This is a genomic window from Mycobacterium sp. Soil_C_30 (assembly GCF_057656995.1).
Map to the genome: position 1 here is coordinate 1 of NZ_JBDGJH010000014.1, position 20626 is coordinate 20626.

Consider the following 20626-nt stretch of genomic DNA (forward strand, 5'->3'; position numbering starts at 1 on the left):
CTGATCATGGGCTATTCCGGGGTGTACTCCAGCTTCCTCAAACACGCCATCCGCCAATCCGAACGCTACGGCGTGCCGGCACACAAGCTGCTGCACCGTGCCGGCCAGCGCAAACTCATCGGTGGTCAGGAAGACCAACTCATCGACATCGCGCTCGAGATCAAGCGCGAGATGGAAGCGGCCACCTGAACGGGTGGGAGCTGACACGGCCGAGCGGAGGGCACTGACGGGTACGACCTGCCCCCGTTCGGCGAGCCGGCGAAACCTCACGTTCCGGTGACATTCACCGTGCCGCAGCCCCATAGCCGGCATGGCGCCTGTTCACCCGGCTAGTGTTCCGCTTGCGCGCGCAAGGTCCGGGCCGCTCACTACGACGGAGGCCACCTGAGCAACGTAACCACGGCAAGCGGAGCCGCAGCCGTCGCCGAGCTCGTCAGCACACCCCGTGCCCGCGGCTGGATCCACCTGTGCGCGGCCGTCGTCGCCGTCGTCGCAGGTGCGGCGCTGATCCAGGTCGCCTGGTTCGCCGCCTCCCCGCAGGCCGGATGGGCCGCGTCGGTGTACGTCGCCGCCATCGTGGCGATGTTCACCATCAGTGCCACCTACCACCGGGTCCGCTGGGGCTCGCCGCTGGCCGAGAAGTGGATGATGCGCCTGGACCACTCGGCGATCTTCGTCTTCATCGCGGCCAGTTACACACCGCTTGCGGTCCTGGCCATGCCGGCGCCCGTCGGCGCGGAGGTGTTGACCATCGTGTGGACCGGAGCCGCGGCCGGCGTCGCCCTGAAGATGTGCTGGCCGTCTGCCCCGCGGTGGGTCGGAGTACCGCTGTACCTGCTACTGGGTTACGTGGCAATCTGGTTCGCCGAGACGCTGCTCGACGGTGCAGGCGTCACCGTCGTCGCGTTACTCGCCGCCGGCGGTGTGCTCTACAACATCGGCGCGGTTCTCTACGGCACGCGCTGGCCGAATCCCTGGCCCACGACATTCGGGCATCACGAGTTCTTCCATGCGTTCACCGCCGCGGCAGCAGCCTGCCACTTCGTCGCGATCTGGCTGGTGGTGCACTAGAGCCGGTCGACGATGCCGAGCTGACGGTAGACATCATCCCGGTAGAGGGCGGTCTGCGAGTTCAACGGCAGACCCCCGCCCTGTGCCCAGTCGTGGATCTGCCCCATCCCGATGACGACGTGGAAGGCGGCGTCCGGATTCTCGGTCAGAAGGTGGTCTCCGTAGGCCAGGACACCGGGTGCGCCGATCTCCCGGGTGCCGATGTACACCGTGGCCGGCGGCATGCCCACTGTCGGTCCGAGCATCGGGTTTGACAGCAGCGGATCGCCTGCGTTCCATTCATCGAAGTCACCGGGGTCCGGGATGGGTGACACCGGGTCCCTGACCAGCACGACGTTGGGATCGGTGTAGATCTCGGGCCCGCTGAGACTCGCGGACACGAGCACCATGCGCGACGGCACACTGTCCGCCAGGCACGTCGAGTCACTGTTGCAGTCCCGCACGATTTTCTGCACCGCGAGCATCGCCAGCGTGCCGCCGGCCGAATCGGCGTACACACTCACCTGGTCGGCACCGTGTAGCCGGACCTGGGCCGCGATGAAGTCGGCCATGGGCGGAACGCTGTTGGCGGCGGTGCCGCCGTCGGGAATCAGCGGGTACCTGGGCACGATCACGGTGGCGCCCGTCTGCCGGGCCATCTGGGTGTAGTCCAGCCAGTGAATGATGTTGGGCGGATACATGAATCCGCTGCCGTGGGCAGCCACCACCACCTCGCCGGTCGGCTTCGGCGGTGTGATGGTCCAGACGTCTTGCCCTTCGTGTTCGGACCTGTCCACGTCGAGTCCGAGGGTGGTGAACCACGGCGGTCTCGGCGACAGGATCGCCTCACCGCTCTTCATCACCAGATCGATGCCGATCATCTCGGAGACCGAACGCAAGACCTGCAGGCCCAGGACAGTGATCTGGTCGACCAGCGACGGCGGGCCGGTGACCTCGTGATGATCGGTGAGTGACGGCGGAACCACGATGCCCGGCGCCAGGCCCACCGGGGTTGCCGGCTCTGACTTCTCCGGCATCCGTCGTGCCCGCTCGAGTTCACGGCCGGCGTACGCGAGTACCCCGACGGCGATCGCGTTCTCGGTCGGCGAAGGCCTGCGGTCCACTGAGGCGGCATCGGTGTCTGCCTTGGTCTGCGACGCGCGCACCGTCGTTCTCGGGTCCGGCGTCGACGACATCCGTTGCGCCCGGGGTGTACGGGATTCGGCAGTGTCCTCGTCAGTTTGCTGGGTGTCGGCGGCGCGGCCTTTCTTCCGTGTCGTCGGAGAGCCCTCGTCGGGTTGCTTCTGCGTGTGCCGGTCGGCGCTGCGCCGTTGCTGGGTTGGGCCATCCGCACGCTCGGCTGACGTCCGAGACGACGACGAAGAACGCTCCGGCGCATCCGCCCCGGCGACGCTGCAGCCCCAGCCCAGTGTGACCGCCGATCCGATGCCGAGAGCGACCGCCAGCCCTCCGACCCCACCCACAAACCCCCGTATGTGCATTTGCCAGATATAGCCGATGTCGTACGGCGGCGGGCCGGGTTCGCAGAATTCGCGAGACATCTGGAAGGCAATCTGTAACCCTGTCACAGTCAGCGGGCATCCTTGGGGGCATGGTTGATTCCCCGTCGCTTCGCTCGCCCGTCGCGACCCGACACGATGCACAAGCCCTGCTGGAACAGCTGGCCGGTTCCGGCGCCGTCCTGCGCGACGACCAGTGGACCGCCATCGAGGCTCTGGTGGTCCAGCGCAAACAGGCGCTCGTGGTCCAACGCACCGGGTGGGGCAAATCGGCGGTGTACTTCATCGCCGCGAAACTGCTGCGCGCCGGCGGGCACGGGCCCACCGTCATCGTCTCGCCGCTGCTGGCGCTGATGCGTAACCAAGTGGGTGCCGCCGAGCGGGCCGGGGTGCGGGCGGCCACCATCAACTCCAGCAATGTGACGGACTGGGACGAGATCCACCAACAGGTCAAGAGCGGCGACTTGGACGTGCTGCTGGTCAGCCCAGAACGGCTGAACAACCCCGACTTCCGTGACAACGTTCTGCCGGCACTGGCCGCCGATGCCGGACTGGTGGTGATCGACGAGGCGCACTGTGTGTCTGATTGGGGCCACGACTTCCGTCCTGACTACCGACGGATCCGGACCCTGATCGGCGAACTGGGCAGCGACATCCCGGTGCTGGCCACCACCGCCACCGCCAACGACCGCGTGGTCACCGATATCGCGGATCAGCTGGGAGTGGGTGGCCGTGACACGGTGGTGTTGCGCGGCGGGCTGGACCGTCAGTCCCTGCGACTGTCGGTGGTACAGGCCGGCGGCGGTGCCCAACGCGCGGCATGGATTGCCGCGCAGCTCGATTCGCTGCCGGGGTCGGGCATCATCTACACCCTCACCGTGGCGCAGACCCACGATGTGGCCACTCTGCTGCGCGAGCGCGGGTATCAGGTGGCCGCCTACACCGGCGGCACCGAGACCGCCGAACGCGAACAACTCGAGGCTGATCTGTTGGCCAACCGGGTCAAGGCACTGGTTGCCACCTCGGCTCTTGGTATGGGCTTCGACAAACCCGATCTCGGATTCGTCGTGCACCTGGGGGCGCCCTCCTCGCCCATCGCCTACTACCAGCAGGTCGGCCGTGCCGGCCGGTCCACTGACAGCGCCGAGGTGATCCTGCTGCCCGGCCGTGAGGACCAGGACGTGTGGCGCTACTTCGCCTCGGTGGCCTTCCCCTCGGAAGCCATGGTACGCAACGTAATTCATGCACTGGATACCGACCGGCCGCAATCCACCCCGGCCCTGGAGCCACTGGTGGATCTCGGGCGCACCCGACTGGAGATGGTGCTCAAGGTGCTCGATGTCGACGGTGCGGTACGCCGGGTCAAAGGCGGCTGGATCAGCACCGGTGAGCCCTGGTCCTACGACGAGCAGCGCTACCGCACACTCGAGGAGGCCCGGCGGCGTGAGCAACAAGCCATGCTCGACTACCAGTCGACCACCGGCTGCCGAATGTCCTTCCTGCGCAACCAACTCGATGACCCCGAGCTGGCTGCCGACGAGCGGTGTGGGCGCTGTGACAACTGTGCCGGGCCCACCTTCACCGCGGACGTGGACGACACCGCCGTCGCCGACACCCAGTCGCGGTTGCTTCGCCCCGGTGTGGAGATCACGCCGCGCAAGCAGTGGCCGACGGGGCTGGGCAAGATCGGCGTCCAGTTGAACGGCCGGATCACCGATGGTCCGGAACCCGGACGGGTCATCGGCCGCCTGACCGATCTGGGCTGGGGCGAGCGCCTGCGCCGACTGCTCGACGAGGACGACGCCCCCGTGCCCGAGGTGATGGTGCGCGCCGCGGTCGACGTCTTGGCCGCGTGGGACTGGGACACGCGGCCGGTGGCGGTGATGGGGTTGGATTCTGCGCGGCACCCCATCCTGATCACGTCGATGGTGGCCCGACTGTCCGAGCTCGGCAGACTGGCCAACCTGGGGACCCTGCGGTACGCGCCGGACCGGCGCCCGGTCACCGCCGCGAACTCCGCGTACCGGGTGGCGGCGCTTCATGATTCGTGGAGTCCTCCCGAGTTGGGTGACATCGCCGGCCCGGTTCTGCTGGTCGACGATGTGACCGACAGCGGCTGGACCCTGACCATGGCGGCCCGCGTCGTGCGCCGTGCCGGGGCCCCAGCGGTGTTGCCGTTCGCCTTGGCCGCCGTCAGCTGACGGGGGTGTGGCCGCCGAGCGCAGTGGTCAGCGCCGCGGCGGTTCTCATCAAACCTCTGGCGTGCCGGGTGATCTCGGCATCGGTCAGGGCACGTCCGATCTGCAGTGACACCACCATCGCCTGTCTGCCGTGATGGTCGAACACCGGTGCGGAGATGACGCCGACATCGTGCCGCTGCGCTCTGGAGACACCCGCCTCGTCGCGCAGATAGACCCGCTCACCGATATCGGAGATCATCTCGCCCAGCAGTGCCCGTAGTTCGTCGGGCAGGGTGGAGGACATGCCTGCCATCAATGCGTAGAGCCGGCGGCCGCCGGGGGTCAGCAGTTCCACCAGATAACCTGCGGTGCGGCATTCGGCGACCACCCGCTCGAGCCGGTGGCTGTCGGTGCGCAGCGGAATGGTGGGGGTGCGGGCCAACCACGCCCTGAGGGCTTTGTCATCCCACAGCACGAACATCAGACCCACCGGCGGGGCGAACGGATAGCTCTGGCCCACCTGAACCGCGGTGCGGACACCCGGCGGGGCCACCATTTCCAACAGGGTGATCCGATCATCGACGACGGCAGACAGAGCGGCGGTGGTGTCGTAGTCCTGGGACAGGGCGCGCAAGGCTTCGCGCGCGGCGGGGTTGACCCGCATGGACTCCTGGGCGATGTGGCCGAGCGCGATCAGTGCGGGTCCCAGTCGGTAGGTCTTGTCGGTGGCGTCGCGGATCAGATAACCGCACTCGGTCAACGTGGTAATGATCCCGAGGCACGTCGGCTTGCTCAGCCCGAGCCGCCGCGCCAGCTCGGACAGCCCGAACTGGTCGTGCGGGTGGCGGGCCAGGAACTCGAGCACGGCGACGACGCGCCCGGTGGGCGGCGAAGCGCGCCCGCTCGTGTCGGTCATCTCGGTCCTCTGTGACGGCGGCGTTGACGCGAACTAGAACACGTTCTAATCTGCAGTCGGAAACTCTACCAGCGCGGTCGAATAATGGACCGAGAGGACGGTAACTGCATGTACTCGCAGCCCCTGATCGAGGCCATCGGTGAGGCGGAGAAGTTGGTGGCAGCAGCGCCGTTCATCGAATCCGAGGCCGACCTGCTGGAAGGACTGCAGTATCTCGCCGGCTGTATCGCCGCGTGCACGCACGTCGCCTTCGACTACGACCGCGATCATCCTTTTCTGCACAGCGGCACGGGCCCGTTCACCAAAATGGGTCTGGACAATCCCGACACCATGTATTTCGGCACCCGCGTACAGCCCGGTCACGAGTATGTCGTCACCGGCAAGCGCGGTACCACCACCGATGTCAGCTTCCAATTGCTGGGAGGCGAATACACCGACGAAGTGGTACCCGACAGCGAGACGGCCTTCGACGACCGCAAGCTCGACATCGCGCCCGACGGTACCTTCGAGTGGAGGTTCACCCCAGAAGTGCCGTCACAGTTGGTGATCCGCGAGGTCTACAACGATTGGTCGGCGCAACGCGGCTCCTTCGCGATCGCGCGTACCGACACCGCAGGCACCGCGCCTCCACCGCTGACCCGCGAGATCATCGAGAAGCGGTACGCCGTGGCAGGTAAGCAGCTGGTGCAGCGGGTCAAGACGTGGCTGCAGTTCCCGCAGTGGTTCTACAACAACCTGCCGGTGAACACCCTGGTGGCGCCGCGGCTCACACCCGGAGGACTGGCCACCCAGTATTCGTCGGTGGGGCCTTACGACCTGGACCCGCAGCAGGCGATGGTCATCACCCTGCCGGTCACCGACGCGCCGTATCTCGGCTTCCAGCTGGGCAGCCTGTGGTACATCTCGTTGGACTACATCAACCATCAGACTTCTCTCAACGGCACTCAGGCACAGGCGGATCCGGACGGCAAGATCCGAATCGTGGTCTCCGACATCAACCCGGGGGTGACGAACTGGTGCGAGACGCTGGGGCACCGCAAGGGCTATCTGCAGTTCCGTTGGCAGCGGGTTTCGCGTGAGCTCACCGAGGCCGACGGACCCACCGCGGAGATCGTCGATATCGACCGGATCGCCGAAGTGCTGCCGTACCACGACACGAACAAGATCTCCGAACAGGATTGGCGCCAGCGGATCGCCCTGCGCCAAAAACAGATCGGCGAGAGGATGGTGGGCTAGCCGTGACCGGTACGCACAACAACCTGCTGGCAGGCAAGGTGGTGGTGATCAGCGGCGTCGGTCCGGCGCTGGGCACGACGCTGGCACGGCGCTGCGCGGAAGAGGGCGCGGACCTGGTGCTCGCTGCGCGCACCGTCGAGCGACTGGACGACGTCGCCAAGACGGTCACCGGTCTTGGGAGGCGAGCGGTGACCGTGGGCACCGATATCACCGACGAAGCCCAGGTGGCCAACCTGGTCGAGGAGTCTCTCGAGGCCTACGGCAAGGTGGATGTGTTGATCAACAACGCGTTCCGGGTGCCGTCCATGAAACCCCTCGCGAACACCACGTTCGAGCACATGCGTGAGGCCATCGAACTCACGGTCTTCGGTGCCTTGCGGCTGATCCAGGGTTTCACCCCCGCTCTCGCCGAGGCCACTGGTTCGGTGGTCAACGTCAACTCGATGGTGGTGCGCCACTCCCAGGCCAAGTACGGTGCCTACAAGATGGCCAAGTCGGCTCTACTGGCGATGTCCCAGTCGCTGGCCACCGAACTCGGCGACCAGGGCATCCGCGTGAATTCCATTCTCCCCGGCTATATCTGGGGTGGAACCTTGGAAAGCTACTTCACCCACCAGGCCGGCAAATACGGCACCACGGTGGACGAGATCTACAAGGCCACCGCGGCGGCGTCCGACCTCAAACGGCTGCCCACCGAGGATGAGGTGGCCTCGGCCATCCTGTTCATGGCCAGCGATCTGTCCAGCGGCATCACCGGGCAGGCCCTGGACGTCAACTGCGGGGAGTACAAGGCATGACGGTGGGACTGAGTGAGGATCGAGCGAGCGAGGGGCGACGATGACCCGAACCAACGTCGGCACGGTCGAAGATCTCCATGCATCGGCCGTCAAAGCCTGCGGGCTCGACGATTTCGGCGCCGACGACGACAACTATCGCGAAGCGCTGGGGGTGCTCCTGGAGTCTTACCAACGCGATGCCGATCTCACCGAACTGGGCAGCAAGATGCAACGCTTCTTCGTCCGCAACGCACTGGTGGCGCGGCTGGTGTCCGAGGCCGCGTTCAAACAACACCCCGAACACTCCGAGGTCGCCATCGAGCGCCCGATCTTCGTCACCGGCCTGCCCCGCACGGGCACCACGGCCGTGCACCGGCTGCTGGCGGCCGATCCTCGTCACCAAGGGCTAGAACTATGGCTGGCGGAGTTTCCGCAACCGCGGCCACCGCGTGAAACCTGGTCAGAGAACCCGGTTTTCCAGCAGCTGGACGCGCAGTTCACCAAGGCGCACGAGGAGAACCCGGACTACACCGGTTTGCATTACATGACCGCCGACGAAGTGGAGGAGTGCTGGCAGTTGCTGCGTCAGTCCCTGCACTCGGTCTCCTACGAGACGCTGGCACATCTGCCGACCTATTCGCAGTGGCTGGCGCGTCAGGACTGGACCAAGCCGTATCAGCGGCATCGCAAGAACCTGCAGCTGATCGGACTCAACGACCGCGACAAGCGCTGGGTGCTGAAGAACCCCAGCCACCTGTTCGCGCTCGATGCCCTGTTCGCCACGTATCCAGATGCCCTTGTGGTGCAGTGTCATCGGCCCGCTGAGACCATCATGGCATCGATGTGTTCCTTGGCCGAGCACACCACCGAGGGCTGGTCGAACACATTCTTCGGTGATGTCATCGGGGCCGATTCGATGGAGACCTGGTCGCGGGGGCTGGAGTTGTTCAACGCCGAACGTGCCAAGCACGATCCCGCTCAGTTCTACGATCTCGACTACTTCGCGCTGATCAAGGATCCCATCAGTGTGGTCGACGATATCTACCGCGCGTTCGGTATCGAGTTCACCGACGCTGCCCGGCAGGCGATGGTCGCGACACACGAGGAAAGCAAGAAGGGCCCCCGTGCGCCGAAGCACACGTACTCGTTGGCCGATTACGGGTTGACCGACGACGAGGTGAAACAACGCTTCGCCGGACTGTGAGCGTCGACATCAGGCCACCGTATTGGCCAGCGCCTCAATACGTTTGAGGGCATCCTCGGCCAGCGCTGTCACGTCGTAGCCGTTTGCCTCGGCGCAGGTGGTGATTTCGATCGCCGCGTTGTGGGCCGCCACAAAGGCGTTGTCGCACGCCCAGTCCGGGCTGGTGAAAGACCACAGTACGATGTCCGGCGAGCCGGATTCCCGCGGTGGCAGCAGCCGGAAGTCATATGAGCGGTCGGTCATGCTGGTGACGGTGAAGGTGACGCCCTGGCATGACTCGATGATGCGCCGGGCGTCGGCGAGTGCGGCTTCGGCGTCGAAGTTGGCGCGGAACACCCCGACGATCTCCTCGACGAAGATCTGCGGATTGCCGGCCTGCACCCAATGGCCGCCGTCGTGCGCGGCCGGGTTGTGGTCGAAGATGAACGGAGCGTCGACTTCTTGTGCCACACCGCTACAGCGGGCGGGCTCGACACTCACGAACAGGTTTCCGTCCTGTTCTTCGACGTTTTTGCTCATCAGGTCCGCGACCTGGCCGGCCGGGATGGGCGCGACGGGAATGCCGGGCAGTGCCTGCGGCGGGTCCACCACTTTTGTACAGCCGACGAGTGCGATGCACAGCGCGACCATCAGAGCCTGTTTGCCCACGTCGACAGTGTAGGGATCAGGCGACGCACTGGGGACCGCGAGGCATTTTTATTGACTTGGCAACTAAACCGAGCGGTGGACGGGCTTTAGGTCGTACAGATCCGGTTTGCTCTGTTTGAATCGTTGCCATGGGGAACATCACCAAACAACGCCGCCATCAAGACTGGCTGATGGGGTTCGTCGGAATGACGCACCGGCATTTCGGCAAACTCATCTCCAGCTACGGGTACCGCATCATGACGAAGCGACTCGGTGACGACGAGGCGCATTTCCTCAACTGGGGGTACGAAGAAGATCCGCCGATGGCAATCCCGCTGGAGCCCGGAGACGAGATCGATCGACACTCGATCCAGCTGTACCACCGGACCGCGGCGCAGATGGATCTCGAGGGCAAGGACGTCCTGGAAGTCAGCTGCGGCCACGGCGGCGCCGCGTCCTACATCTCGCGGTACCTCAAGACCAAGAGCTACACGGGTCTCGATCTCAATCCGGCCGGCATCGAGTACTGCCGTCAGCGCCACCCGCTGCCCGGTCTGAAGTTCGTGCACGGCGACGCCGAGAAGCTGCCGTTTCCCGACGGATCCTTCGACGCCGTCATCAATGTCGAGGCGGCTCATCTCTATCCACATTTCTCGGTGTTCCTGTCCGAGGTCGCGCGCGTGCTGAGACCCGGAGGGCACTTCCTGTACGCCGATCTGCGCGGCCACGACCAGATTGCCCAGTGGGAAGCGGACATGGCGGCCTCACCGCTGCGCGAGCTTTCCCGCGCCGACATCATCACCGAGGTCCAGCGGGGTCTGGAGAAGAACTCGGCGCGGCACACCGAGTTGATCGCCAAACACGCCCCGAAGCCGCTGCGGAAGATCTTCCGCGATATCAGTGGGGTGCAGGGACAGAAGCTGCACCAGTCGGTGGAGAAGGGCGAGCTGGTCTACCGGGTGTTCGATTTCGTCAAAGACTGAAACACACGCTAGCCGTCGCCGGGCGAGGGCGCGCTGGAGACCTCCTCCAGGCAGCCCTCGGCCACGGCGTGCTTGATGCTGTCGGCCAGTCGCGGACAGTTACGGCTACGGGAGCTGTTCCCGCCTTCGGCGCGTAACTCGGCGAACACCGCGCATCGCTGAGATGCCTCCGAATTCCACTGCACCGCAGTGTGTCCCGGACCAAGCTTCTTCACCGCTACGGTGGCGTGACAGAACCGGCAGTCCACCGGCGTCAGGCCTGAACTGAGATACCGTTCGCGGTCCTGGAGGCTGGCTTCGCGCACTGCGGCCGCCCGGTCCGGGTCGGAGGCGAAGTCCGGTGCTTTGCGCCAGGACCCGCCACCGCGCCCGTCGACCTCGGGACGGTCGTCGTCGGACTCGTCGTGACCCTCTCCGAGCAGGAGCAGCATCGAGCGCGCCAACCGGTCCACGTCCGGCGGTGTGGTTCGCTCGTCGCGCAGGGTCATCGCGCCGGCTGCTCCTCAGGAGTTTGTGATGCGGGTGCCTGCTCCTTGTCGGCTTCCTGCCGTTTCAGATTCTCGGCGACCTCGACGTTCCACTTCTCGTTGGCGGCCGTGGTGTCCACCTCGATCTCGAAGCGGTCGGTCATATCCGAGGTGACATCGGCGGCGTCGACATAGAACTGCTGATACCAGCGGCGCATCTGGTAGACGGCGCCGTCCTCCTCGACCAGCAGCGGATTGTCGATACGGGTCTTGTGTTTCCAGATCTCGACGTCCTGCAGGAAACCCTTGCTCACGCCTTCGGTGAAGACGCGGGCCAGTTTGTCGGTGGTCTTCTCGTCCAGGCCTTTGGGCTTCTCCACGATCACGCCCCACTGCAGGACGAAGGAGTCTTGGGACACCGGGTAGTGGCAATTGATCAGGATGGATTCGGCTTTGTAACCGCCGTAGTTGTTGTGCAGCCAGTTGATCATGAACGACGGGCCGAAATACGACGCCTCGGAATCCAGATGCGCCTCGCCGTAGGTGGTGCCCAGGTCGTTGACATCCGGCCGGCCGACATTGTGCAGGTACTGCGAGGCGATGTGACCCTCGAAGACGTTCTTGAAGTACGTCGGCAATCCGTAGTGGATGTAGAAGAAATGGGCCATGTCGGTGACGTTGTCGATGATCTCGCGGCAGTTGGAGCCCTCGATCAGCAACGTGTTCCATCGCCAGTCGGTCCACTCGTCACTGGCGAACTCCGGAATCTCGGGGATCCGCACCTCCTCCGGCGGTGGATTGCCTTCGTGGTCATGCCACACGAACAGCAGGCCGCCGCGTACGTCGGTGGTCCAGGCGCGGGTGCGGGCCAGGCGAGGGGTGCGTTTGGCGTAGGGAACGAGCTTGCATTTACCGTCGCCGCCCCAGCGCCAGTCATGGAACGGGCACGCTACCTCGTCACCTTTGATGGTGCCCTGGGAGAGGTTTCCGCCCATGTGGCGGCAGTAGCCGTCGAGGATCTTCAGTTCGCCCTGAGAATCGGCGAACACCACCAGCATGGTTCCGAAGATCTCCACCCCATGCGGCTTCCCGTCCAGGAAGTCCTTCACGGGCCCCAGACAGTGCCAGCCACGGGCATAGCGGTCCGGCAGCGCACCGGTGTCGATCTCGCGAATGCCGGCCGTCTCGGTAGCCATGACGCCTCCAGTCGTTGCTCACTAACTAGAACACGTTACAGTTTTTCCCGGGTGGCGCGCAATGTAAACGCCACGACCTGCGACATACCCCGTGACGGGTGGGTTATTCGGAGTCGGCGAGGCCGGTCCGCAGCGCGATCTGCTGCATCTTGCCGACGCTGGTCACGAACGGATCGGTGGTGGGGTCACCGGTGGCACTCTCGAATCGGAGCCTGACCAGTGCACGCCCCTCGGTGAAGACGAGCAGCGTCACATCCTTGCTACCGTCCGGTGCGGTACCTCGGAACAGGGTGCCATCGGTGCCCACCGGGAACGGCTGGGGCTCACCGCCGCGGACCACCTTCGACGGGTCCGCCACCACCTGTTGCAGCGCAGCACTGGCGGCTTGTGCGTCGGGGTAGGCGACGATCGTGTCGGTGATGGCGCGGGTGTCCTGGTCGTTGACGAAGAACGCGCTGGCGCCGGGTGTGCCGTCGGCATCGGGCGTCGACGACCGCTGTATGAACGTGTCTTCCCCGTCGCTGAGGTCTTCGGCGGTCAGCAGGAACCGGCTGTAATCGACGGGTTGTTCGGCCGCACTGGTGGTGGTGGTCGGGGTGAACGCCGGCAGGGTCGGCACCGCCGGACTCGACGTGGTGCTGGTGCTGCCGGTGGACGATTGCTGTGCCGGCGTACAGCCGCCGAGCGCGACGCTGAGGGCGGCGGCCGAGGCGACGGTCAGGGCGAGGTATCGGTTCTGAGGTGTGCGCATACGAAAATCAGTCAAAGCCATCTGAATAGGGAAAGGGGAGCAAGGGAAAGCCTAGGCGACAGGCCTGACCTTCGACGCTACCGGTGCACTCAGCGGGGCGGCAAAATGACGCCGACCACAACCCTCAGATCGTGGTTCCTCAGATTTTGGTGGCGGTGGCGGCCGCGCGCTGCAACTCCCAATAGGCCCGCAGGGCGGTGATCAGACCGGCGTCGTCCACCCGATAGGTGAACACGCCTTCGGCCTTGACCCGGTAACCCTGGGCGGTGATGAGGATGTAGCCCACATTGGCCTCCTCGTTACCGCACACGAAGCTGTCCTCGAAATGGAACTCCAACTCACTGGGCGCGATCGCCTTGTCGAAAAACGCCGCGATGGCCTCCTTACCCCGGTGGCCCTTGCCCTCGGGATCAAAATGCGACGGCCCGATCGGGTCTTCGACGATGGCGTCGTCGGCGAACAGTGCCAGCCAGGCGTCCTTGTCCCGCGCGACGGCCGCGGCGCGTGAGCGGGCGCCCGCCTCATGAACCGCACTCATGGTTTGTCCGAGGACACGACCCACATGGAGTAGTACTGCGAGCCGCCGCCGTACGCATGTCCGAGCGCCTTGCGCGCACCTTCGACCTGGTGTTCACCGGCCTTACCCATCACCTGGATGGCCGATTCGGCGAACCGGATCATGCCTGACGCGCCGATCGGGTTGGAGCTCAGCACCCCGCCGGACGGGTTGAACGGAATCCGCCCGCCGATCGCGGTCTCGCCGGCCTCGGTGAGCTTCCAGCCTTCCCCTTCGGGTGCGAAACCGAGATTCTCCAACCACATCGGTTCGAACCAGGAGAACGGCACGTACACCTCGGCGACGTCGATTTCGTCGATCGGGCTGGTGATGCCGGCCGATTTCCACAGCGCGGCGGCGGCGTCGCGGCCGGCCTGGGGATTCACCTGATCGCGGCCGGAGTAGGCCAGCGGCTCGGTACGCAGCGCGGTGGCATGCACCCAGGCCACCGGGTGCCCGTCGGCCACCCGGGCGTCGGCGGCCTGCTCGTCGCCGATCACGATGGCGGCCGCACCGTCCGAGGAGGGGCAGGTCTCGTCGAAGCGAATGGGGTCCCACAGCATCTGCGACGACATCACCTTCTCCAGCGTGATGTCGGGCTGGTGCAGATGCGCCAACGGGTTCTTGGCGCCGTTGAGGCGGTCCTTCACCGCGACCATGGCCCCGATGTGATTCGGGGCTCCCGAGCGGCGGATGTAGGCGCGTACGTGCGGGGCAAAGTAGCCGCCGGCGCCCGCGCCCACCGGTTTGGTGAACGGCACCGGGATCGACAGCGCCCACATGGCGTTGGACTCGGACTGCTTCTCCCATGCCATCGACAGCACCCGGCGGTATTTGCCGGACTGCACCAGCGACGCGGCCACGACAGCGGTGGAACCGCCCACCGAACCGGCGGTGTGCACGCGGATCAGCGGCTTGTTCGTCGCTCCCACGGCGTCGGCGAGGAACAACTCGGGCATCATGACGCCTTCGAAGAAGTCCGGCGCCTTGCCGACGACCACGGCGTCGATATCGGCCATCGTCTGACCCGAATCGGCCAGCGCCCGATCGATGGCTTCGCGGACCAAACCGGCCATCGACACGTCGAGGCGTTTGGCGACGTACTTCGTCTGCCCGGTGCCCAGCACCGCTGCTCTCTGACCGGCCATCAGTTCCTACCGTCCCTTCCCTCGAGCACGGCCACCAGATTCTGTTGCAGCGCAGGCCCACTGGTCGCGTGCGCCAAGGTGCGCTGGGCGCTGCCGTCCCAGATGTGTTGGGCGGCAAAGCCGATGCGCTCCAAACCGGCGACGAACATCGGGTTGGCACTCAAGGCGCCGCCGGAGGGGTTGATCCTGGTGGAGCCGTTGAGTCCGATCGCCTCGGTGAGGATCAGCTGCTGATGGGTGAACGGCGCGTAGATCTCGGCGACATCGATGGATCCGGTGTCCCCGCCGGTGGCCGCTTTGGCCGACGCCTCGGTCGAGGGGGAGGTGGTCAGATCGCGGGCCCCCAGTATCGGTGTCTCGATGCGATGCTCGATACCGGTGATCCAGGCCGGGTTCTCCCGCAGTTCGCGGGCCCGATCGCCGGAGGCCAGCACGATGGCCGCCGCACCGTCGGTGATGGGTGCGATGTCGTGACGGCGCAGAGGATCGGCGAAATAGGGGCGGCTCAACAGTTCCTCGATGGTCCCGGTCGCCGCCTCGTTGTCCGTGCGTCCGCCGGCGGCGTAGGAATCCAGGGCCACCTGGGCCATCTGCTCGGCCGTCCATTTGCCGGAGTCCAGGCCGAAGCGGGCCTGCAATCCCGCCATCGACACCGAATCCGGCCACAGCGGGGCGACGGTGTAGGGGTCGGTCTGCAGCGCCAGCACCCGGCGCAGGGTGCCCGCGCTCGACTTGCCGAACCCGTACACCAGCGCGGTCTCCACTTCGCCGGTCAGCAGTTTGATGTAGGCCTCGTAGAGCGCCCAGGCGGCGTCCATCTCCACGTGCGACTCGTTGATCGGCGGTACCGCACCGATCGAGTCGATGGCCGAGATGAACGAGAAGGCGCGGCCGGCAAGGTAATCCGAGGATCCGGAGCACCAGAAACCGATATCGGTCTGCTTCAGGCCCAGCTCGTCGTAGAGGGTGGCGAAACACGGCATGAGCATCTCGACACCGTTGGTGGTGCCCAAGGTGCGGCGGACGTGGGGCGCGTGCGCAAAGCCGACGACAGCTATGTCAGTCACGGGAGTATCCCTTTACAGGTGGTGGCGGTAGGAGTCGTAGTCAGCGTCGGGTTCACCCGTAGGCCGGAAATGATCGATGTTGTCGATGCCCAGGCCCCACTCCTCGCGGGGTTTCCACACGGCCTGTACCCGCATGCCCATCCGCACCTCGCTGGCCTCGATCTCGGTGACCAGATGCAGGAACGGGATGTCGGCGCCGTCGAGCAGTACGTAGGCCGCCACATACGGCGGTTTGATGCGCTGCCCGGCGAACGGGATGTTGATGATGGCGAACGTGGTCACGGTGCCCTTGTCGGGCAGTTCGACGAACTGGTCGAGTTCCTTGCCGGTGGCCGGGTCGGCCTCCTTGGGCGGGAAGTACACCTTGCCGCCGTCACCCGACCGCGCGCCCAGCAGCGTGCCCTCCTCGAGGGCCTTCAGGAACCGGGTCTCGGGAAGTGAAGCGGTGTGCTGGATTTCGATGGACGTGGGGGTGACGAGCATGGTCACCGGGTCCTTGTCGGAAGCCTCGCCGTCCGGTTCCGGGGTGTCACCCGGTACGAAGTAGGCGATATCGGTGATGGCGCCCACGGTCTCGTCGGCCCAGTGCACGTGCACCCGGTCGCCGGTGCCGACCTTCCCGTCGACCGCGTGCAGCAGTGGAGTGTCCGCGCCGTCGAGTTTGATCAGCGCCCACGCGAAAGGACGGTCCAGCGGTTGGCCCTCCAGCGGGGTCGACTGCCATGTCCACGACAGCACGGTTCCGACACTGGCCACCGGTACGATCTCGGTCAGCTGTTCATAGGTGACGGGGTCGTACTCGGCCGGTGGCACATGCACCCGACCGTCGGATCCGCGGTTGCCCACGATGCGGCGATCGCGTAGTGCGGTGAAGAACTGACCGAGGATCGGACCGACTGAACGGGTGTAGTCGAATGACAGTTTCAACGGTGCGGAAAGCGGCGGCTCATGCTGATCGATCAGCGCCGGGCTGCTCTGGCTGGCGGTCACAGCATCGAGTAGAACAGGTTCTAACAATCGTGGCAAGAAAGGTCCTCCCATGAAACTGGGTCTCCAACTCGGGTACTGGGGTGCGCAGCCGCCCACCAACCACGCGGAGCTCGTCACCGCCGCGGAGGACGCCGGATTCGACACGGTGTTCACGGCCGAGGCGTGGGGCTCGGATGCCTACACACCGCTGTCCTGGTGGGGTTCGTCGACGTCGCGGCTGCGACTGGGCACCTCGGTGGTGCAACTGTCGGCGCGCACCCCCACCGCGTGTGCCATGGCAGCACTGACCCTCGACCACCTCTCCGGCGGCAGGCACATCCTCGGGCTCGGGGTGTCCGGCCCGCAGGTGGTGGAGGGGTGGTACGGCGCGAAGTTCCCGAAGCCGCTGGCGCGCACCCGCGAGTACATCGACATCCTGCGCCAGGTCTGGGCTCGCGAAGCCCCGGTGACCAGTGCGGGCCCGCACTATCCGCTGCCTCTCACGGGCGAAGGCACGTCCGGGTTGGGCAAGCCACTCAAGCCGATCACCCATCCGCTGCGCGCCGACATCCCGGTGATGCTCGGCGCCGAGGGCCCGAAGAACGTGGCGCTGGCGGCCGAGATCTGCGACGGCTGGCTGCCGATCTTCTACACCCCCCGGATGGCCGACACCTACAACTCCTGGCTCGATGAGGGATTCGCCCGCCCGGGCGCGCGCCGGACTCGCGAGAACTTCGAGATCTGCGCGACGGCCCAGGTGGTGGTCACCGATGACCGTCCGGCGGTGTTCGAGATGATCAAGCCGTTCCTGGCGCTCTACATGGGCGGAATGGGGGCCGAAGACACCAACTTCCACGCCGATGTGTACCGCCGCATGGGCTACTCGGAGGTGGTCGACGAGGTGACCGAGCTGTTCCGCAGCAACCGAAAAGACGAAGCGGCCAAGGTGATTCCCGACGAGCTGGTCGATGACGCGGCCATCGTCGGCGATGTCGACCACGTGAAGTCCCAGATCAAGGTCTGGGAAGAGGCCGGCGTCACCATGATGGTGATCGGCGCCCGCTCCGTCGAGCAGATCCAGGAGTTGGCCCAGCTCGTGTAGACACTTCTTGCGATGTGTCTAGAACACGTTCTAGATTGACGGTGTGAGCCAAGCCACCTCTCAGCACACCATCGCCGGCACCGTCCTGACCATGCCGGTCCGCGTGCGGACCGCGCACCAGCACACCGCGATGTTCGCCGTCGACGCTGATGCTGCCCAGCGGATGATCGACTACAGCGGCCTGCAGGTCTGCCGCTTCGGGCGGGGCAAGGCGCTCGTGGTGCTGATGCTGATGCGCTACGAAGACACCGACCTGGGCCAGTACTACGAGTACGGCACCAACGTGATGGTGAATCCGCCGGGCTCTACGGCCACCGGTGTGAAGGCGCTGCAGTCGGCGGGTGCCTTCGTGCACCATCTGCCGGTCGATCAGCCGTTCACACTGGAGGCCGGCCGCACCATCTGGGGTTATCCGAAAGTGATGGCGGACTTCACCGTTCGTAACGGGCGTCAGTTCGGCTTCGATGTCAGCATCGACGGCCAACGGGTGGTCAGCATGGAGTTCCGGCCCGGTCTGCCGACACCCGCGGCGCTCACCGGCCGCAAGCAGGTGCATTCGACGTACTCACACCTCGACGGTGTCACCCGCGAAACCGCGGGGGAGATGGTGCTCTCGGGCGTGCGGTACCGGCCCGGTGGTGTCGTCCTCCGACTCGGCGAACATCCCTACGCACGCGAACTGGCATCCCTGGGCTTGCCCAGACGTGCGCTCGTGTCGAGTTCGGCGGCCAACGTCGACATGACTTTCGCTGACGCCCGAGTGATTTCGCACTGAGCACCCACCGACGAGCAGGAGATCATCCATGACGAGCACACTGCCCGGCCTCGACGTCGACCTGGCCGACGGCAACTTCTACGCCGACGGCAACGCGCGTGAGGCCTACCGGTGGATGCGCGCCAACCAGCCGGTGTTCCGCGACCGCAACGGCCTGGCCGCCGCCGCCACGTACCAGGCGGTGCTCGACGCCGAGCGCAATCCGGAGTTGTTCTCCAACACCGGCGGTATCCGGCCGGACCAACCCGGTATGCCCTACATGATCGACATGGACGACCCCGCACATGTGTTGCGGCGCAAGCTCGTCAACTCCGGCTTCACCCGCAAACGCGTGATGGACAAAGTGCCCTCGATCGAGAGGTTGTGCGACACCTTGATCGACGGGGTGTGCGAGCGGGGAGAGGCCGATTTCGTCCGCGACATCGCCGCGCCCCTGCCGATGGCGGTCATCGGCGACATGCTCGGCGTGCTCCCCGAAGAACGCGAGATGCTGCTGAAGTGGTCCGACGACCTGGTGTGCGGGCTGAGTTCCACCGTGGACGAGCAGACCATCATGAAGCTGATGGAGACGTTCGCCGCCTACACGGAATTCACCAAGAACGTCATCACCAAGCGGCGAGCCGAGCCGACCGATGACCTGTTCTCCATCCTGGTCAACGCCGAGGTCGACGGCGAGCGGATGTCCGACGACGAGATCGTCTTCGAGACGCTGTTGATCCTCATCGGTGGCGACGAGACCACGCGGCACACCCTCTCCGGCGGCACCGAACAGCTTCTGCGCCATCAGGACCAGTGGGAGAGTCTGGTGGCCGACCCCGAGCTGCTACCCGGGGCCATCGAGGAGATGCTGCGCTGGACCTCGCCGGTGAAGAACATGTGCCGCACCTTGACGGCCGACACCGAATTCCACGGCACATCGCTGAAGGCCGGCGAGAAGATCATGCTGATGTTCGAGTCCGCGAACTTCGACGAGGCGGTCTTCGGTGATCCGGACAACTTCCGCATCGATCGAAATCCGAACAGCCACGTCGCTTTCGGCTTCGGCTCGCACTTCTGCCTGGGCAATCAGCTGGCCCGCTTGGAGCTGAAGTTGATGCTGGGCAAGGTGCTGCAGCGGCTGCCCGATCTGCGCCTGGCGGATCCCTCTGCATTGCCGTTGCGGCCGGCCAACTTCGTCAGCGGCCTGGAGTCGATGCCGGTGGTCTTCACCCCCAGCGCCCGGGTCAACTAGGGATTTCGGCGCGCTCGTAACCGCTCAGCGGTTACGAGCGCGCCGAAATCGCTACTTCATCTGGAACTTCGGCGCCCGCTTCTCCTTGAACGCCCGCGGGCCTTCTTTGGCGTCGTCGGACAGGAACACCTCGATACCGATCTTGGTGTCGATCTTGAAGGCGTCGTTCTCGTGCAGGCCCTCGGTCTCCCGGATCGAGCGCAGGATGGCCTGCACGGCCAGTGGCCCGTTGTTGTTGATCACCTCGGCGATCTCGAGGGCCTTGTCCAAGGCGGAGCCGTCGGGCACCACGTAGCCGATCAGGCCGTACTCGAGCGCCTCCGCGGCAGTGATGTGGCGTCCGGTCAGCAGCAGATCGCAGGCAATGGTGTACGGGATCTGGCGCACCAGGCGCACCGCGGACCCACCCATCGGATAGAGGCTCCACTTCGCCTCGGAGATGCCGAATTTGGCGCTCTCACCGGCGATGCGGATGTCGGTGCCCTGCAGGATCTCGGTACCGCCCGCGATCGCGGGGCCCTCGACGGCAGCGATCAGTGGTTTCGTCAGGCGGCGCCCCTTGAGCAGACCGTCGATGCGCGACGGGTCATAGCTGCCGTCCTTGAAGGAGTCGCCCGGCGGTTTGGCCGTCGCGGCCTTGAGGTCCATGCCGGCACAGAAGTAGCCGCCGGCGCCGGTGAGGATGCACGTCCGGATCTCCGGGTCGCTGTCGACGCGGTCCCAGGCTTCGACCATTATCGAGAGCATCTCAGTGGAAAGTGCATTGCGCGCCTGCGGCCGGTTGAGCGTCACGATCAGGGTGTGTCCGCGCTGCTCAACGAGGGCGTCGGGCTCTTTCTGGGGCTCGCTCACAAGGGGCCGCCTTCCTGCAT

20 protein-coding genes and 1 pseudogene are annotated in these 20626 nt (G+C 65.6%); 10 read left to right on the forward strand and 11 right to left on the reverse strand.

All coding sequences use genetic code 11. The annotated features are described in order from the left end of the window. Both AC3A6P_RS23195 and trhA read left to right on the forward strand, forming a co-directional pair. A pseudogene (locus tag AC3A6P_RS23195) lies at positions 1 to 189 on the forward strand (4-hydroxy-2-oxovalerate aldolase); the annotation flags it as partial. A gap of 195 nt (positions 190 to 384) precedes the next feature. Then, positions 385 to 1071 (forward strand): PAQR family membrane homeostasis protein TrhA, encoded by a 687-nt coding sequence (trhA, locus tag AC3A6P_RS23200; protein ID WP_487694380.1) that lies wholly within the window; start codon positions 385 to 387, stop codon positions 1069 to 1071. Here trhA and AC3A6P_RS23205 read toward each other — a convergent pair. Beyond that, positions 1068 to 2534: an alpha/beta hydrolase gene (locus tag AC3A6P_RS23205; protein WP_487694193.1), complete on the reverse strand. Its 1467-nt coding sequence runs from the start codon at positions 2532 to 2534 to the stop codon at positions 1068 to 1070. The genes trhA and AC3A6P_RS23205 overlap by 4 nt on opposite strands. 128 nt (positions 2535 to 2662) lie before the next feature. Between AC3A6P_RS23205 and AC3A6P_RS23210 the strand changes: the two genes are divergently transcribed. Further along, a complete protein-coding gene (locus AC3A6P_RS23210; RefSeq protein WP_487694194.1) occupies positions 2663 to 4771 on the forward strand; it encodes a RecQ family ATP-dependent DNA helicase in 2109 nt (702 codons plus the stop codon). Here the strand turns inward: AC3A6P_RS23210 and AC3A6P_RS23215 are convergent. Beyond that, complete coding sequence (locus AC3A6P_RS23215; RefSeq protein WP_487694195.1) at positions 4764 to 5666, reverse strand: IclR family transcriptional regulator; 903 nt, start codon at positions 5664 to 5666, stop codon at positions 4764 to 4766. The two genes, AC3A6P_RS23210 and AC3A6P_RS23215, sit on opposite strands and share 8 nt — an antisense overlap. Before the next feature lie 108 nt (positions 5667 to 5774). Here AC3A6P_RS23215 and AC3A6P_RS23220 point away from each other — a divergent pair, with 108 nt between their 5' ends. The 3 genes from AC3A6P_RS23220 to AC3A6P_RS23230 are packed head-to-tail and all read left to right on the forward strand — an operon-like array spanning position 5775 to position 8882. Beyond that, positions 5775 to 6902, forward strand: a complete 1128-nt coding sequence (locus AC3A6P_RS23220; RefSeq protein WP_487694196.1) for a hypothetical protein — start codon at positions 5775 to 5777, stop codon at positions 6900 to 6902. 23 nt (positions 6903 to 6925) lie between these two features. After that, positions 6926 to 7699 carry an SDR family oxidoreductase gene (locus AC3A6P_RS23225; protein ID WP_487694381.1) on the forward strand — a complete coding sequence of 258 codons (774 nt, stop codon included), beginning with the start codon at positions 6926 to 6928 and terminating at the stop codon, positions 7697 to 7699. Positions 7700 to 7739: 40 nt separating this feature from the next. After that, complete coding sequence (locus AC3A6P_RS23230; RefSeq protein ID WP_487694197.1) at positions 7740 to 8882, forward strand: sulfotransferase family protein; 1143 nt, start codon at positions 7740 to 7742, stop codon at positions 8880 to 8882. Positions 8883 to 8891: 9 nt separating this feature from the next. On the opposite strand, the gene AC3A6P_RS23235 is transcribed toward AC3A6P_RS23230, so the two are convergent. Next, positions 8892 to 9530 (reverse strand): sensor domain-containing protein, encoded by a 639-nt coding sequence (locus tag AC3A6P_RS23235; RefSeq protein ID WP_487694199.1) that lies wholly within the window; start codon positions 9528 to 9530, stop codon positions 8892 to 8894. Between the two features lie 170 nt (positions 9531 to 9700). Between AC3A6P_RS23235 and AC3A6P_RS23240 the strand changes: the two genes are divergently transcribed. Next, complete coding sequence (locus tag AC3A6P_RS23240) at positions 9701 to 10492, forward strand: phthiotriol/phenolphthiotriol dimycocerosates methyltransferase (RefSeq protein ID WP_487694382.1); 792 nt, start codon at positions 9701 to 9703, stop codon at positions 10490 to 10492. Positions 10493 to 10500: 8 nt separating this feature from the next. On the opposite strand, the gene AC3A6P_RS23245 is transcribed toward AC3A6P_RS23240, so the two are convergent. The 7 genes from AC3A6P_RS23245 to AC3A6P_RS23275 form a co-directional block, all read right to left on the reverse strand. Next, complete coding sequence (locus tag AC3A6P_RS23245; protein ID WP_487694200.1) at positions 10501 to 10980, reverse strand: hypothetical protein; 480 nt, start codon at positions 10978 to 10980, stop codon at positions 10501 to 10503. Beyond that, positions 10977 to 12155, reverse strand: a complete 1179-nt coding sequence (locus tag AC3A6P_RS23250; RefSeq protein ID WP_487694201.1) for a 3-ketosteroid-9-alpha-monooxygenase, oxygenase component — start codon at positions 12153 to 12155, stop codon at positions 10977 to 10979. Before AC3A6P_RS23250 ends, AC3A6P_RS23245 begins: the two co-directional genes overlap by 4 nt. Positions 12156 to 12258: 103 nt before the next feature. Continuing rightward, positions 12259 to 12906: a hypothetical protein gene (locus AC3A6P_RS23255; protein WP_487694202.1), complete on the reverse strand. Its 648-nt coding sequence runs from the start codon at positions 12904 to 12906 to the stop codon at positions 12259 to 12261. 139 nt (positions 12907 to 13045) lie between these two features. After that, positions 13046 to 13444, reverse strand: a complete 399-nt coding sequence (locus AC3A6P_RS23260) for a nuclear transport factor 2 family protein (RefSeq protein ID WP_487694203.1) — start codon at positions 13442 to 13444, stop codon at positions 13046 to 13048. Continuing rightward, positions 13441 to 14610 carry a thiolase domain-containing protein gene (locus AC3A6P_RS23265; RefSeq protein WP_487694205.1) on the reverse strand — a complete coding sequence of 390 codons (1170 nt, stop codon included), beginning with the start codon at positions 14608 to 14610 and terminating at the stop codon, positions 13441 to 13443. Before AC3A6P_RS23265 ends, AC3A6P_RS23260 begins: the two co-directional genes overlap by 4 nt. Further along, complete coding sequence (locus AC3A6P_RS23270; RefSeq protein ID WP_487694206.1) at positions 14610 to 15677, reverse strand: thiolase domain-containing protein; 1068 nt, start codon at positions 15675 to 15677, stop codon at positions 14610 to 14612. The genes AC3A6P_RS23265 and AC3A6P_RS23270 overlap by 1 nt, the downstream gene beginning before the upstream one ends. Before the next feature lie 12 nt (positions 15678 to 15689). Next, positions 15690 to 16667 (reverse strand): Zn-ribbon domain-containing OB-fold protein, encoded by a 978-nt coding sequence (locus tag AC3A6P_RS23275; RefSeq protein WP_487694208.1) that lies wholly within the window; start codon positions 16665 to 16667, stop codon positions 15690 to 15692. 49 nt (positions 16668 to 16716) lie between these two features. Between AC3A6P_RS23275 and AC3A6P_RS23280 the strand changes: the two genes are divergently transcribed. From AC3A6P_RS23280 to AC3A6P_RS23290, 3 genes are all read left to right on the forward strand, one after another. Next, complete coding sequence (locus AC3A6P_RS23280; protein WP_487694209.1) at positions 16717 to 17748, forward strand: LLM class F420-dependent oxidoreductase; 1032 nt, start codon at positions 16717 to 16719, stop codon at positions 17746 to 17748. A gap of 91 nt (positions 17749 to 17839) precedes the next feature. After that, positions 17840 to 18523 carry an acetoacetate decarboxylase family protein gene (locus AC3A6P_RS23285; protein WP_487694383.1) on the forward strand — a complete coding sequence of 228 codons (684 nt, stop codon included), beginning with the start codon at positions 17840 to 17842 and terminating at the stop codon, positions 18521 to 18523. A 28-nt stretch (positions 18524 to 18551) separates the two neighbouring features. Next, the gene (locus AC3A6P_RS23290; RefSeq protein WP_487694211.1) at positions 18552 to 19754 is read left to right on the forward strand and encodes a cytochrome P450; all 1203 of its coding nucleotides are present in this window, start codon (positions 18552 to 18554) and stop codon (positions 19752 to 19754) included. A 51-nt stretch (positions 19755 to 19805) separates the two neighbouring features. Here AC3A6P_RS23290 and AC3A6P_RS23295 read toward each other — a convergent pair whose 3' ends face one another. Beyond that, positions 19806 to 20606: a crotonase/enoyl-CoA hydratase family protein gene (locus AC3A6P_RS23295; RefSeq protein ID WP_487694212.1), complete on the reverse strand. Its 801-nt coding sequence runs from the start codon at positions 20604 to 20606 to the stop codon at positions 19806 to 19808. Between the last annotated feature and the right edge of the window lie 20 nt (positions 20607 to 20626).

What these genes read in the sequence shown, in the direction of transcription:
- AC3A6P_RS23245 (WP_487694200.1), bottom strand. Translation starts at nt 10,980, where the DNA reads ATGACCCTGCGCGACGAGCGAACCACACCGCCGGACGTGGACCGGTTG.
- AC3A6P_RS23230 (WP_487694197.1), top strand. Translation starts at nt 7,740, where the DNA reads ATGACCCGAACCAACGTCGGCACGGTCGAAGATCTCCATGCATCGGCC.
- AC3A6P_RS23285 (WP_487694383.1), top strand. Translation starts at nt 17,840, where the DNA reads ATGCCGGTCCGCGTGCGGACCGCGCACCAGCACACCGCGATGTTCGCC.
- AC3A6P_RS23260 (WP_487694203.1), bottom strand. Translation starts at nt 13,444, where the DNA reads ATGAGTGCGGTTCATGAGGCGGGCGCCCGCTCACGCGCCGCGGCCGTC.
- AC3A6P_RS23220 (WP_487694196.1), top strand. Translation starts at nt 5,775, where the DNA reads ATGTACTCGCAGCCCCTGATCGAGGCCATCGGTGAGGCGGAGAAGTTG.
- AC3A6P_RS23210 (WP_487694194.1), top strand. Translation starts at nt 2,663, where the DNA reads ATGGTTGATTCCCCGTCGCTTCGCTCGCCCGTCGCGACCCGACACGAT.
- AC3A6P_RS23265 (WP_487694205.1), bottom strand. Translation starts at nt 14,610, where the DNA reads ATGGCCGGTCAGAGAGCAGCGGTGCTGGGCACCGGGCAGACGAAGTAC.
- AC3A6P_RS23280 (WP_487694209.1), top strand. Translation starts at nt 16,717, where the DNA reads ATGAAACTGGGTCTCCAACTCGGGTACTGGGGTGCGCAGCCGCCCACC.
- AC3A6P_RS23290 (WP_487694211.1), top strand. Translation starts at nt 18,552, where the DNA reads ATGACGAGCACACTGCCCGGCCTCGACGTCGACCTGGCCGACGGCAAC.
- AC3A6P_RS23240 (WP_487694382.1), top strand. Translation starts at nt 9,701, where the DNA reads ATGGGGTTCGTCGGAATGACGCACCGGCATTTCGGCAAACTCATCTCC.
- AC3A6P_RS23255 (WP_487694202.1), bottom strand. Translation starts at nt 12,906, where the DNA reads ATGCGCACACCTCAGAACCGATACCTCGCCCTGACCGTCGCCTCGGCC.
- AC3A6P_RS23250 (WP_487694201.1), bottom strand. Translation starts at nt 12,155, where the DNA reads ATGGCTACCGAGACGGCCGGCATTCGCGAGATCGACACCGGTGCGCTG.
- AC3A6P_RS23215 (WP_487694195.1), bottom strand. Translation starts at nt 5,666, where the DNA reads ATGACCGACACGAGCGGGCGCGCTTCGCCGCCCACCGGGCGCGTCGTC.